Here is a 13833-nt window from a genome sequence, read left to right as displayed (position 1 = left end):
CCATGGTGGGAGCGGTTAAATCGAGGTGACCCGGAACCGGGGCCGGCGCGGTGTCACGCGGCCTCGGCCAGAAACGCCAGGCTGAGCGGGTTGTAGAGGTCCGCCTTCTCGTGCTGCGGCCAGTGCCCGCACTCGTTGAACACCTCAAGACGGGCCCCGGGAATCGCGGCGGCGATCGCCTCGGCCTCCGGGACGTCGCCGAGCGGGTTCTTGTTGCCCCAGACGACGAGGGTCGGGGCCTTGATGCGGGCCATCCTGTCCGGGCGGAGCAGGTTGCGCTCGCGCGCCTCGGGTTCCTGCAGCGCCAGCAGGTTGTGCAGGTTCCGCCGGAAGTCGGGGTGGTGGTAGATCTCGTAGCGCACCCGGGTCAGCTCCTCGCCGAGGTCCTCGTCCCACTCGGCCCACAGCAGCCGCAGCCGCTCCCGGGTGAAGGAGATGTCGTCCTCCATGGCGGCGGCCCGCGTCGAGGTCTTCAGCCGTTCCATGACCTTGGGGTTGATCTTCGTGCCGCCCATGCAGAGGAGTTGCAGGGAGGCGACCCGGTCCGGGTACTCGCTCGCGGCCCACGACCCCACCCAGCCGCCCAGTGACTCGCCGACCAGGTGGGCGCGTTCGGCGCCGACGGCGTCCAGGTAGGACATCAAGTGCTCGACGTAGGCCGGGATTTCGCCGGGCCGGTCCGGCTTGCCGGTGTAGCCGTGGCCGAGCATGTCGATGGCGTGGCAGCGGTAGCCGGCCGAGGCGTGCGCCGGGATGTTGCGGACGAACGCCTCCAGGTGGCCGGTCGTGCCGTGCAGGAACACGACGTGCTCGCCGTCCTCGGGGCCCGCCTGCAGGGCACGGGTCCTGAAGCCGCCGGTCTCGACATAGGCGTGCCGGTAGTCGATGCCCGACAGTTCGGTCCAGATGCTCATGACTTCCTCTCGGTCTGCGTGTGTACGGGGTCCAGGACGGCGACGGCCATTCCGGTGAGCCACTCGGGCATCGGCTCGTACGCCAGGCGTCGGCCGGGGGCGTGGTCGAGCAGGGCCGACATCAGCAGCCAGGTGCGGATCTCCTGGGCGCCGTTGCCGGCCGTCTTCTCCAGTTCCCCGGTGGTGAGGCCGGTGACGCGGTGGGTCTCGCCGCGTTCGACGAGGGACAGGAACTCCTCGTCCCACTCGGGGTTGAGCGCGGCCTCGGCGGCGCGGATGATCTCGCGGCGGCGGACGTCGTAGTCCTGCCAGTTCTCGCGTCCGTCGAGCCAGGCGCCGACCATGAACTCCTCGTCGTCGCCGTGCGGTTCGCGCCAGTCCGGCCAGGGCAGGCGGTGCGAGAGCCCGCCGGAGCCGATGACGGCGACGCGGCGGTCGTCGGGGAAGGCGAGTACGGCCTCACGGATCGCCCGCCCGAGTCGTTCGCAGCGTTCCAGGGTCGGCAGCGGGTGGGCGAATACGTTGATCACGATCGGTACGAGTTCCACGTCCAGGCCTTCGAGGAGGTACTGGATCGCGTGCGACTGGCCGTGGTCGATCTGCAGGCGGGCGGAGAAGGCCGCGTCGAAACGGCCGCTCTCCACAAGGGAGTTGGCGATGTGGCGGGCGAGCGGCACATCCACCGGTTGCGGGCCCTTGGGAGTGCCGGACTCGCCGCTCGCGACGCACTCCCCCACCCCCATGGTGAAGCTCGGGATGAGGTCCAGCCAGAAGCCGCGGAAGTGGTTGGAGCCGACGAGGATCACCGTGTCGGGGCGGGTTGCGGCCAGTTGGTCGCGTGCTTCGGCGAGCGCGTCGCGGAAGCGTTCGGCGCGGTCCTTGTGGAGGGTCTGCTCCCAGTGGGTGTTCATCAGGGTGCTGTGCGACGCACCGATGCCCAGGACGATCTCGGTCATGATGCCTCCACTTCCGCGCGTGTCCGGGTGACGGTGTCGAGCGCCGTACGGACCAGATGGCGCGTCAGTTTCTCCATGGCCCGTACGGAGACGGTGTTCATGCCTCGCGCGAAGTCGATCTCGAAGGGGGCCTCGTCCTGCGGAACCTTCGGCATGCCGACCCGTACGGTCGGGATGCCGCGCCCGCGCAGGATGTTGGCGTCGGTGGCGCCGCTGTTGCCGCGGATCACCTCGTGCTCGCGGCCTTCGAAGGCCTCCCAGGCGGCGGTCGCGGAACGGCGGATCCAGCTCTCCGGGTCGGTCCGGGTGCCGGGGATGGCCAGGATCATCTCGGCGCTCACGCCGTCCAGCTTGTCGAGGGCGGCGAGGAACTCCCGCTTGGCCCGCATCGGCGTCATGTCCGGGCCGATCCGCAGGTCCACCCTGAGGGTGCAGGCGGCCGGGGTGACCGCCGCCATGCGTGGCCAGCCGCCGCGTATCGAGGAGACGATGCCCTGCGGGGCGACCGTGCCGTCGGCGTGGCGCTCGGCGTACTCGGCGAACCACTCCTCCAGGTACCGGACGACCTCGCCGGCACGGGCGATGGGGTTGTCGTAGGGGAGGCGGTGGCGGGAGCCGACGTAGGTGTGCGTGCCGCGGACGGTGACCTCGAACCAGACGAGGCCGACCTCGTCCCAGGAGACCGTCCAGCCGGGCTTGGCGATGACCGCGTAGTCGGTCCACACGCCCTGCTCCAGGAGGAACGAACAGCCCGCGCCCTGACCGGTGTTGAGCCTCCCGCTGCCCGGCCTGGCGTTGGTGGGCATGCCGCCCGCGCCGAACGCCGCGACCAGGTCGCCGGTGAGCGGGATGCCGGCGCGGGCGATCGCCTCGGCGGCCATCATCACGCACGCCGCGTGGCCCTTCGGGTTGGAGGCGCCGAGGCCGGTGACCAGGTCGTCGTAGACGGTGGCCTGCGGGCGCATGTCGTCCCTCAACTCCGGGCCGATCCACGGGAGATCCTCGCTCTCCTCCCCCACGGTGAGGGTGTCGATCGGCGCGTAGAGCATGAGGTCGGGGCCGGTGCCGTCGCCGTCGAGGCGGGCCCAGGCGTTGGCCTGGCGGTCGTCCAGCGGTTGAACTTCCGCACGCAGCCCGGAGGTTGAGAGCGTCTCGGCGATGTGCCGGGCCAGCGGGCCCTCGTCGCCGGTCGGGCTAGGGATGTCGACCAGGCCCGTGATCAGCTCGCGCAGGCGGTCTTCGGTGACGTGGCGCCAGGCTTCCGTGATCCAGGCGCCGCGCCGCTCGTCCAGACCCTTGAGACCGTTCACTGGTGGATCCTGTGAACCTGGGTCATCGTGGTGCGCGCGAAGCGCTTCCTGGCCAGGGGGAGCCCGATGGCGATCGCGGCCCCGGCCAGCAGGGTGAGCAGGGTGCGGCCCATCTCAGGCTCCGTTCTCGGTCGGGGTGTTCGCGCCTACCGCGGCCAGCTTCTTGCCGTACTCCTCCTCGCTGAGGTTCCGCCAGGCGGTCAGCGAGATGTCGGGGCGGTAGAGCTTCTCCGGGGGTGCGTCGGTGACGTCGACCATCCAGGCGTCCTGGCCGGAGAACTGGCCGTGGAACAACCAGCGGATCGCGCCCAGGTACTTGGCGTAGAAGCGGAGGGTGTCCCAGCCCTCGGTGAAGTTGACCATCACACCGACGTAGCGGTGATGGTCGGCGTCGACGGGGACGTAGAACTCGTAGTGGATGAAGTTGGGGTAGGCGATGCGCAGGATGCCGGGCATCGCCAGGGACGCGAAGCCGGGGAACTCCTGGGCCTCGATGACCGGGTCGACCTGGTCCGGCTTGCCGGTATTGCCGATGTTGAAGGTCTCCTTCGGCGGCCGGGTCTTCCACCAGCGCTTGTTGGACCAATGGCCGACGCCGGGGAAGTCGGCCTCCCAGTGGACCTCGTCCTGGACCCGGAAGATCCAGCGGCCCTTGGGCACGATCCGGGTGATGTTCCAGGTGGGCATCGGCTTGAAGAGCCGCCAAAGTGCCGTGCGGTGCAGGTACTTGGCATGGCCCTCGTCGAAGCCGTTCTCGCAGGCGAAACGCCAGTTGCCGCCGCGGGGTTCGATCCGGCCGCCCATCACGAAGGCGTTGGAGACGAGTTCCTCCGGCAGCTGTTCGTCGATGGGGTGGGGTGCCTCGTCGGCGAGGGGGATGTACACCCACACCATGCCGAGCCGCTCCTCGACGGGGTACGTCCGCACCTCGACCTTGCCGGTGAGGCGGCAGCCGGGCCCGTCGGTGATGACCGCGGACAGCTTGCCGGTGGGCAGGTCGAACGTCCAGCCGTGGTACGGGCAGCTGACGGTGCCGGGGAACTGCTGGTTGCCCTCGGAGAGGGGTACGCCGCGGTGCGGGCAGCGGTTGTGGAGCGCGTACGCCTGGCCGGCGTCCCGGATCAGCGTGATCTTCTCGCCGCAGATCGTGAACGGGAGCGGGTCGCCCGTGATGTGACTGGACCAGGTGACCGGGTACCAATACCCGCGGAAGCCGGCGGCCGCGGCGTCGTAGTGGGGCCATGTCGACCAGTCCTGCCGGCCGGGCTGTCCCGTCGTACGCCCTGTCCGGCCCGTCCTCTTGGGGACGATCGAGCCTTCACCCGTCGTCATCGTGCGTGACCTCCTGCCGCCGTCGGAACATGGCGTCGAGCATCGGCGCTCCCGTCGAGCCCGCCAACGGACCCGTTCCGCTGAACAGACCGCCGGGGAATCGCACCGGCACGTTCGGTTAGCGTCCCGCTCAGCGGACCCGCAGCCGTGCGCGCACGCGGCGCACCGTTCTACGGTTTCGACCTCCCCGGGCCCACGCCCCGCCGATGACCTGAAGGGATCGTGATGACGAAGGCCATCGAGGCCGAACCGACGTCCGCCGCGACAGACGGCAGGCGTGGTGCGGCCGTCTCTGTCGAAGGGGTCGACATCCGGTTCGGCTCCTTTCACGCCGTACGGGACGTCTCCCTCGACATCGCCGCCGGAGAGTTCCTCTGCCTGCTCGGGCCGAGCGGCTGCGGCAAGTCCACCCTGCTGTCCGCGCTGGCCGGGTTCGTCGAACCGCACTCGGGCCGCCTCACCGTGGACGGCGCCCCGGTGACAGGTCCTGACCCGGAACTCGGGATGGTGTTCCAGAGCAGCGAGGCGCTCTTCGACTGGCTGACGGTCCGTCAGAACGTGGCGTTCGGGCCCCGGATGCGCGGCCGGTCCCGGGCCGAACAGGCGGCGCTGGCCGACGAGTATCTGGGTCTTGTCGGGCTGCGGCACTGCGCCGACCGGTTCCCCGGCCAGTTGTCGGGTGGTATGCGGCAGCGCGTGCAGATCGCGCGGGTGCTGGCCAACCGGCCGAGCGTGGTGCTGATGGACGAGCCGTTCGGGGCGCTGGACGCGCAGACCCGGCAGGTGATGCAGGAGGAGATGGACCGCATCCGGCGCGTCTCCGGTTGCACCGTCGTGTTCGTCACGCACGACATCGACGAGGCGATCCTCCTCGCCGACCGGATCGCCGTGATGACCACGGGCCCGGCCGCGTCGATCAAGTCCGTCTACCCGGTGGACCTGCCCAGGCCCCGGGACGTGACCGACCCGTCGGCCGCCGCGCTGCGCCACAGCCTGCGCGAGGACATCGGCGAAGAGGTGCGCAAGGCGCTGCGCGACCAGGGGCTCGACCCGGATGTCGGCGTCGGCCCCGCACTCGGCCCCGAGGAGGACCGATGACGACCATGACCGTCGACACCGCGCCGAAGCCGCGCACCGAGCGCCGCACGGTGGGGGCCGCCCGGCAGCGGCTGCGCACGATCGGCCTGTACGCCGTGTCCGTCCTACTCGGCGTCGCCGTCTGGCAGTTGCTGGCGATGCACTACGGCCCCTCGCTCGTCGCCTCCCCGCGCGAGACCCTGTCCGCGGCCGGCGATCTCGCGCGCGACGGAACCCTCACCAACTCGGTCATCGCCTCCAGCCGCCGCATCCTGATCGGCTGGGGACTCGGGCTGCTGGTGGGTGTACCGGCGGGGCTGCTCGTGGGGCAGATCCGGATCGTGCGGCAACTCCTGGAGCCGTACATCGAGTTCTTCCGGTTCATCCCGCCGGTCGCGTTCGTGACCCTGGCGGTGGTGTGGCTGGGCATCGGCGAGTCGTCGAAGGTCGTCCTGATCTTCTACACGTCGGTCTTCATCGTCATCCTGAACACCAGCGCCGGGGTGATGTCGGTGAGCGAGTCGAAACTGCGGGCCGCCGCCAGCCTGGGCGCGGGCCGCCGGCAGGTCCTGACCCGGATCGTGCTGCCCTCGACGGTGCCGCACATCGTCACCGGGGCGCGGCTCGCGATGGGCAACAGCTTCCTGACCATCGTGTCCGCGGAGATCGTCGCGGCCCAGGTCGGGCTCGGCTCGCTGATCTGGACCTCCCGCAACTACGGCCGCATCGACTGGGTCTTCGTCGGGATCATCACCCTGGGCATCCTCGGGTTCGTCTTCGACCGCGTGCTGCGGATCGTCGCGTCCCGTGTCCTGCGTCGATACGGAGTGAAGCTGTGAGCGGCGAACACGCGAGTGGCGGCACGTCACGTGCCCTGGTCCTGGAGGGGTTCGGCTCCCTCCCCCGACTGGTCGAGCGGCCCGTGCCCGCGCACCTGCCCGGCCACACCGTCGTACGGATGCTGGCCGCGCAGGTGGGTCACCTCGATCTCAACATCGTGGACGGGAAGTTCGGGATCCTCCCCGATCTTCCGGTGGTCCCCGGCACCAACGGGAGCGGGATCGTCCTGGCCTCGGACACCCATCCCGAGGGCAGCCTGATCAGGGTCAACGGCAAGGGTGTCGGGTTGCGCCGGGACGGCTGCTGGGCCGAACACGCCGTGGTGCCGGACGCGGCCGTGGTGGCGGTGCCCGAAGGCACGGACCCCGCGCTGGCGTGCGGTTTCTTCTCTCCGGCCGGCACGGCCTGGGCGGCCGTGCACTCCGTCGCCGCCGTGCGGCCGGGAGAGCGGGTCCTGGTGACCGGGGCGGCGGGCGCGGTGGGCGCCCTGACGGTGCAGGTCGCCGCGCGGGCCGGGGCTGAGGTGATCGGGGTGGTCGGGCGTCCGGCGAAGCTCGATCACGTGCCCGCGCCCGCCAAGGCCGTGCTGGCGGCCGAGCTGTCCCCGGAGACGGTGGGCGGGCAGGTCGACGCGCTCATCGACACCGTAGGCGGACCCGTGCTGCGGGACGCCCTCGACCTGGTGCGCCCGCGCGGACGCGCCGTTCTCGTCGGCTACACCGCGGGCCGCGAGTTCGGCGTGGACCTCGCGGACTTCCTGCTGGCCGACGTGTCGTTGCTGCCCGTGAACCTGATGACGCGCGGCCGGGAGGTCGCCGCGGACACGGAACGGCTGCTGGCCGAACTGAGCGCGGGAGAACTGACGTTGCCGATCGAGCGCCACTCCCCCGACCGGCTGGCCGAGGCGGTGGCCCGGCTGCGGACGGGGGAGGCGCTCGGCCGGGTCGTCCTCGATCTGAGCTGACGGGGCCTAGGCCGTGGCCCGCACCGCCACGGCCCCGGAACCCGCCTCGCCGTCGGCGACGCCACCGGGGCGGCGGCGGAACGGCAGCCTCGGGACACGGAATCCCGGCGTTCCGAGGCCACCGGTGACGCGGTCCAGGAAGATCGCCAGGGCCACCACCGACAGCCCGCCCTCGAACCCGGCCCCGACGTCGAGCTGGGTCACACCGCGCACCACGACCTCGCCGAGGCCGCCCGCGCCCACCATTCCGGCGATGACGACCATGGACAGCGCCAGCATGATCACCTGGTTGACGCCGGCCATGATCGACGGCATCGCGAGCGGGAACTGAACCTGTCGTAGCACCTGTCGCGGCCGGGAACCGAACGCGTGCGCCGCTTCCACGATCTCCGAGTCGACCTGGCGGATGCCGAGTTCGGTCAGCCGGACCGCGGGCGGCAGTGCGAAGATCATCGTCGAAACGGTGCCGGGCACGACGCCGATGCCGAAGAAGAAGACGGACGGGATGAGGTACACGAACACAGGCAGCGTCTGCATGAAGTCCAGCACCGGCCGCGCCGCCGCGCCCGCCCGGTCGCTGGTGGCCGTCCACACCCCGATCGGTACGCCGATGGCCACGGCCGCCGTCCCGGAGATCAGCACGATGGTGAGGGTCTGCATCGTGGCTGTCCACAGTTCCATGGAGTCGACGAGCAGGAACGCCAGGACGGTGAACAGCACGAGCTGCGGGCGCCGGGTCGCCAGCCACGCGATGACGGCGAAGACCGGGATCAGCACCGCGGAAGGTGGCGTGTGGAGGATCCAGTACACCGCGTTCACCACGGAGGTCACCGCCGACGACAGGCCGTCGAAGACTCCGCCGAGGTGGTTGAGGAGGAACTGGATGACGTCGTTGACGTAGTCCCCGACCGGGATCCTAGGCATCATCGTTCCTCCTCGGCTGGGCGAGAGCGGACAGCAGGGCCGCCTTGGGTACGACGCCGAGCAGTCGCCCGGCGTCCACCACCGCGACCGGGACGATGCTCCGGCCCGCGAGGTGCAGGAAGTCGGCCAGCGGCTGGTCCGGCGACACCGTGTGGTACGCGTCGCGCACCTGCCCGGTGAGATCCTCCTCGCCGTCCCGCAGTGCGGTGGCGAGGTCCTGGTCCCGGGCCACGCCTAGCAGCAGCCCGTCCTCGTCGAGCACGAAGACGCCGTTGGCCTCCGCGTTCGCCAGCCGTTCCAGCACGTCCGCGGGTGTCTCGTGGACGTGCGCGGTGAGCAGCGCGGGCCGCAGAACCGCCCCGGCCGTCAGTACACGGGAGCGGTCGACGTCGGACACGAATTCGCTCACGTAGTCGTCCGCGGGCGAGGAGATGATCTCCGGACCGGTGCCGCACTGGACGACGCGGCCGTCCTTCATCACCATGATCCGGTTGCCGATCCGCATGGCCTCGTTGAGGTCGTGGGTGACGAAGACGACGGTGCGGCGGTGCTCCGCCTGGAGCCGCAACAGCAGGTCCTGCATGTTCCGTTTGATCAGCGGGTCCAGTGCGCTGAACGGCTCGTCCATCAGCAGGATGTCGGCGTCGGTCGCCAACGCCCGTGCCAGGCCGACCCGTTGGCGCATGCCGCCGGAGAGTTGGTGGGGACGCGCGTCGCCGTGGTTGCCGAGGCCCACCTGGTGCAGCGCCGCGTCGGCCCGCTCCAGCCGCTCCTTCGCCGGGACATGCCGGATCTGGAGCCCGTACGCGGCGTTCTCCCGGACGGTGCGGTGCGGCAGCAGCGCGAAGTGCTGGAACACCATGCTGATCCGGTGGTTCCGCAGTTCCCGCAGGTCTGCCGGGTCCATGCCGGTCACGTCGGCGCCGTCGATCTCCAGCGTCCCGGACGACGGCTCCACGAGGCGGTTGATCATCCGCAGCAGCGTCGACTTGCCGGAGCCGGACAGGCCCATGATGACGAAGAGTTCACCCCGGCCCACGGTGAACGCGACGTCGTGCACGGCGAGGGTGCCCCCGGCGGCGGTGACGGCCGCGGGGACGTTTATGGGCGTGGGCCCATCGCCGAGCAGCGCCGCCGCCCGACGGTCGGGAAGCCCGTACACCTTGCTCAGGCCAGAGCCCTCGATCATCACCGCGGACGGCGCCGTGGGCGTGTCCATGGGCGGGATCCGGGTCGTGGGGAGTCCTGTGCTCATGGCGCTCAGCTCCCGACCACCGCGGCGGCGCCGTCCTCGCCGCTCACCGTCTCAACGCCGGCCAGCCACTTCTCGACGGCCTCCGGATGGGCGGCCATCCACGACGAGGCGATCTTCTCGGCGGACTGCTTCTTGTTGTCGTAGGCGTCGATCCAGGCCGACGCCGTCGCCGAGTCGATGGTGATCTGGGAGAGGAGGCGGGCCAGGTTCGGGTCGTCCTTCTTCAGGCCGGACCGGGTGAGGACCCGGATCTGGCCGGCGCCGGGCCAGACGTGCTGGGGGTCGGCCAGGAAGGTCACCTTCCATTTCACCACCATCCAGTGCGGCCGCCAGGCCAGGAAGACGACGGGTTCGTTCTTGGCGACCCGGCGGGTGACCTCGGCGAGCATGGCCTCGGTGCTGCTCTGGACCAGCTTCCACTCGCCCAGCCCGTACGCGTTCTTCTTGATCGCGTCGAGGATGTACTGGTTGCCGGGCGAACCCGGCTCGATGCCGAGGATCTCGTGGTCGAAGTCGTCGCCGTGAGCCGCGAGGTCCGCCAGAGAGGTGATGCCCAGCTTCTTCGCCGTCGCCCCCGGGATGCCGGGCGCGTACTGCGTGCCGGTGAGCAGCGTGCCCGCCACCGCCACCGACCCCTTGTCGATCAGGCTGCCGTACACGCTCTTCTGCGACGGCCACCAGTTGCCGAGGTAGGCGTCCGCCTTGCCGGTGGACAGCGCCTGGGCGCCGAGCGGGACCGCGACGTCCTGGACGGAGGGGTCGTAGCCGAGCTTGGTGAGGATGTCGGAGGTGATCTGGTTCTCGACGACGAGGTCGGCCCAGGGTTGTTGGACGAGGCGGACGGAGTGCGATCCGCCGCCGGCGGAGCCGAAGGAGTCGGAGTCGCCGCTGCCGCAGCCCGCGAGCAGCGGCGGCACGAGGAGGGCGAGGGTCAGGGCGAGAGCGCCGCTGTGGCGGCGAGGACGGATACGCATACGGATGGGGAGCATGGGAGGGATCTCCTGTCAGGACGGTGAATCGGTTGAGGGTTCACGCCCCCGTCGGCTCCTCGGGGTCGACCCAGACGGGAGAGGACCAGGCCATCTCCCCGTCGATCTGGATGACTCGTACGTAGTAGTGGGTGGGGCCGCCGGGATCGTCCGTCCACGTCAGCCGCCGTTCGGTGCCGCCGAGCGAGGTCAGCCCGCCGGTGCCGCGTCCCAGGGACAGCAACCCGCCGTCCCCGCCCGGCAGTTCGACCGTTCCGGAGCACAGGTCGCCGAGGGACACGGTGGTGCCGCCCTGCGCGGTCTTCAGGTCGACCGTGGCCTCCGGCGGGCCGACCAGGGTCAGTTCGATCCCGCCGCGCTGGGAGCCGTACGGTTCGCCGAAGGACTTGGTGGACGCCGTCCAGCGCACCTCGGTCTCGTCGGCCATGGTCACCTCGGGGCCCCAGTACGGCGTCCGCAGCACCCTGCCGCCGTCGATCCGCAGCCGTCCGCTCCAGTCGGTGGTCACGCCGCTGCCGCCGAACTCCACCCGCAGCGGCAGCTCCAGCCAGCCGTCCGGCAGGTTCAGGTCGGGTGACAGGCTCCGGACGGTCTCGCCGCCGCGGACCAGCTCGATCCGTGCCAGGTCGCGGAACCCGTGGGCGTACACCTCGATGTCGACGGGCCCGTCGTGCCGGATCTCGCTGCCCATGAAGGCGCCGCCCACCCGTACGTCGACGATGACGTCGCGGGTGGTCGCGCCGAACACCCGGCGTGCCTGGAGGGCGTCGAACACGCCGTCCCTGGTGAGGTGTTCGGCGTACGCGCCGACATAGCTGGCGCCGTTGCCGTGGTCCGAGCTGGCGATGAGCCCGAAGCGGTGTCCCCGGCGCAGTCCGTCCACCACGAACGTCCCGTCGAGCGTGCCGTCCGAGTACTGGCGGAAGCAGCCCTGCCCCTCGTAGTTGCCGCGGCAGGCCTGGAACACCTCCACCAGGCGCAGGAATTGGGGGTCGTAGTAGTCCCAGTCGTAGGGGATCATCGCCGAGCCGGGGTGGTGCGGGATGGTGAGTGCCGGATAGCTCGGATGGCGCCGCAGGCTCGCCCACAGCTCGTCCGGTGTCCGCGAACCGGCGGCGAACGAGGAGTAGATGGGTGCGCCGCGCTCCTCGGAGCCGTAAATGACGTTCTGGTGGCCGGTGTTGCCGGTCCACTCGAATCCGTACAGCGGAACGAAGCGGCCCTCTACCCGGAACAGGTCGGCGATCTTCTGGATCGACCACCACTGGTAGGCGCTGCTGTTCTCGGAGTGGTCGGTGACCGCCCAGAAGTCGTAGTCGCAGACGTCCCAGCCGTAGCGGTAGAAGTCCTCAAGGGAGGGTTCGTCGCCCGAGGTGCAGCGGCTGACCAGGGAGTGGCGGTGCAAGTCGCCCCAGTAGAGGGTGAGTTCGCTGCCGTCCACGTCGGTCCGGTAGCGCGGGGACTCGGTGGCGGCCCAGGAGCGGGCCTCGCGGCGGTCGTTGCCTGCTACCACTTCCAACGGGCGGTTGGCCTGTGCGGGTTGGCCGGTGGCGGGCAGCACAGCGGTGCCGATCGCGCCGACGCCGTGCATGCCGTGCCACACCACGGACCCCTGGTGTTCAAGGAGTCGGGGACACTCCCGGCCGCCGAAGCCCTCCGTCCAGGTGAGGCTGCGCTCCAGGCGGCCGTCGGTCTGCCAGGCCAGCACCACGCCGTCACCGGCGCGTGCCACCGCGACCTCCTCCAGCGTGCCGTCGCTGCTGCCGAAGGTGACCGGCTTCGACCAGCCGTCGGGGCCGAGTGTCTGCGCGGCGGCCTCCCAGTAGTACGTCATCAGGGGCAGCCGCCGGTGGGTGCGGTACGCGACGGTGAGCCCGCCGCCGGCGTCCGCGACCAGCCGGGGCAGCCCGCCCGGGACCACGTCGAGTGCTTCGGCCAGTACGCCCTCGGGCTCCAGCAGCCCTTCCTCCGTCACGCGTACGACGCGCAGGGACGCCGTCACCTCGGGCAGCAATTCCGGCGGTACGGCGTCGCCGCTGTCCCGCATGCCGGGCAGTCGGGGCGCCTGAGCGAGCTCGGACTCCGGACGCAGCCGCGTCGGACCGGAACCGCCGTGCCCGTGCACCGCGATGAGGTCGAACGCGCACCAGATCCCGCCGTCCACCGTCACCGCGAGACTCGGGTGCAGCGCGTAGTCCGTGCCCGAGCTCACCGGACGCACCGGGCCAAGGGTCCCCGAGCCGTCCGCGACACACACCACGACCCGGTACGACCCGGCCACGTACTCCGACCACGCGTACACGCTGCCGCCGTCGGGCAGCGCCGCCACCGCGGGATCCCAGGCGTTGCCCGCCGCCCCCTCGCTGACCAGCCGGGCGCTCCCCCACACCCCGTCGTGCCGACGCCGGGACCAGATGCCGAAGCCGGCCTCGTACGGGCCCTGCCACACCACCTCGACGTCGCCGTCCGCGTGGACGACGATCTCCTGGTTGAAGGACGGGTGCCCGGTCTCGCTCACCCGCTCCGCGGCACCCCACCCGGTGGCGGGATCGTGGCGGTGTGCCCAGACGTCCACTCGGCCGTCCCGGTCCGCCCGCCCATAGCAGACCCAGGCGGCGCCCTCGGCGTCGAAGACGGCGGACGGACGGAAGCAGTCGGACGGCTCGTCGTCCAGTACGACGGGCAGCGCCTCGGCGCCCGGGCCGTCCGCGAGCGCCGCGACGACGCGTTCCCCGACGCCTTCCTGCCATTCGATCCACGCGTAGAGAACCCGGCCGTCGTCCGTCGCCGCGACCGCCGGCCGGGCCGCCGAACGCTGCCCGCACACCATCCGTCCGGCCACCCTGCGATGTCCCGCGAGCGGTACCGCGGCGTTCAACTCCCGCTGTCCTGCGGCCAGATACTCGGTGAGCCGACCGCCGCCCTCGTCGACCCACATGTAGCGCAGCGGATCCGGGTCCAGGGTGGCGACCACGGCCGAGATGTCCGTGCACGCGTCGATGGCCGTGGCCAGAAGGCGGTTGAAGGCGAGCACACGGTCGAGGTCGACGCGCTGGCGTTCGGTGTAGCCAGCCTGGTGGTGGTCGATGCCGCAGCAACTCGTCATCGCTTGGCGTCCCTTCGAGGGCAGGGGTTGACCAGTGGAAGAGGAAGGAAGGCAGGAGGAACGGAAGGCAGCGAAGTGAAGGCGCCATTGCCCCCCGGCGGGAAATCCGCCTGCCGGCGGGAGAACCCCTGCTGGCGCAAAACGATCCCGCCCAGGCACCGGCCCG

The 13833-nt window shown here is 70.8% G+C and carries 11 protein-coding genes; 3 read left to right on the top strand and 8 right to left on the bottom strand.

What is annotated here, in order from left to right:
* Positions 1–53: 53 nt before the first annotated feature.
* From AC5DRG_RS45645 to AC5DRG_RS45630, 4 genes are all read right to left on the bottom strand, one after another.
* On the bottom strand, positions 54–914 hold the full coding sequence (locus AC5DRG_RS45645; RefSeq protein ID WP_491806090.1) for an alpha/beta fold hydrolase: 861 nt from the start codon (positions 912–914) through the stop codon (positions 54–56).
* Entirely contained in the window at positions 911–1870 is a 960-nt protein-coding gene (locus AC5DRG_RS45640; protein WP_491806088.1) for a DODA-type extradiol aromatic ring-opening family dioxygenase, read from the bottom strand. The genes AC5DRG_RS45645 and AC5DRG_RS45640 overlap by 4 nt, the downstream gene beginning before the upstream one ends.
* Positions 1867–3180, bottom strand: coding sequence for a M20 family metallopeptidase (locus AC5DRG_RS45635; RefSeq protein ID WP_491806087.1), 1314 nt, complete (start codon positions 3178–3180; stop codon positions 1867–1869). Before AC5DRG_RS45635 ends, AC5DRG_RS45640 begins: the two co-directional genes overlap by 4 nt.
* A gap of 114 nt (positions 3181–3294) precedes the next feature.
* Positions 3295–4512 (bottom strand): aromatic ring-hydroxylating oxygenase subunit alpha, encoded by a 1218-nt coding sequence (locus AC5DRG_RS45630; protein ID WP_491806085.1) that lies wholly within the window; start codon positions 4510–4512, stop codon positions 3295–3297.
* A gap of 225 nt (positions 4513–4737) precedes the next feature.
* Between AC5DRG_RS45630 and AC5DRG_RS45625 the strand changes: the two genes are divergently transcribed.
* Genes AC5DRG_RS45625 through AC5DRG_RS45615 form a run of 3 tightly spaced genes read left to right on the top strand, consistent with a single transcriptional unit; the run spans position 4738 to position 7393 of the window.
* A complete protein-coding gene (locus tag AC5DRG_RS45625) occupies positions 4738–5610 on the top strand; it encodes an ABC transporter ATP-binding protein (protein WP_491806083.1) in 873 nt (290 codons plus the stop codon).
* A complete protein-coding gene (locus tag AC5DRG_RS45620) occupies positions 5607–6428 on the top strand; it encodes an ABC transporter permease (RefSeq protein ID WP_491806082.1) in 822 nt (273 codons plus the stop codon). Before AC5DRG_RS45625 ends, AC5DRG_RS45620 begins: the two co-directional genes overlap by 4 nt.
* Positions 6425–7393, top strand: coding sequence for a quinone oxidoreductase family protein (locus AC5DRG_RS45615; protein ID WP_491806080.1), 969 nt, complete (start codon positions 6425–6427; stop codon positions 7391–7393). Before AC5DRG_RS45620 ends, AC5DRG_RS45615 begins: the two co-directional genes overlap by 4 nt.
* Positions 7394–7399: 6 nt before the next feature.
* Here the strand turns inward: AC5DRG_RS45615 and AC5DRG_RS45610 are convergent, their stop codons facing one another.
* From AC5DRG_RS45610 to AC5DRG_RS45595, 4 genes are read right to left on the bottom strand one after another with little or no spacing between them, the layout of a single operon-like run.
* Positions 7400–8320, bottom strand: coding sequence for an ABC transporter permease (locus AC5DRG_RS45610; RefSeq protein ID WP_491806078.1), 921 nt, complete (start codon positions 8318–8320; stop codon positions 7400–7402).
* Positions 8310–9572, bottom strand: coding sequence for a quaternary amine ABC transporter ATP-binding protein (locus AC5DRG_RS45605; protein WP_491806076.1), 1263 nt, complete (start codon positions 9570–9572; stop codon positions 8310–8312). The genes AC5DRG_RS45610 and AC5DRG_RS45605 overlap by 11 nt, the downstream gene beginning before the upstream one ends.
* A gap of 5 nt (positions 9573–9577) precedes the next feature.
* Positions 9578–10561, bottom strand: a complete 984-nt coding sequence (locus AC5DRG_RS45600; RefSeq protein ID WP_491806074.1) for a glycine betaine ABC transporter substrate-binding protein — start codon at positions 10559–10561, stop codon at positions 9578–9580.
* 40 nt (positions 10562–10601) lie between these two features.
* Positions 10602–13667, bottom strand: a complete 3066-nt coding sequence (locus tag AC5DRG_RS45595) for a DUF3604 domain-containing protein (protein ID WP_491806072.1) — start codon at positions 13665–13667, stop codon at positions 10602–10604.
* Positions 13668–13833: the final 166 nt, after the last annotated feature.

Source organism: Streptomyces sp. JLBG701 (assembly GCF_058544905.1).
Note: the sequence above shows the minus strand (reverse complement) of the source record. Positions and strands in the feature narration are given on the sequence as shown.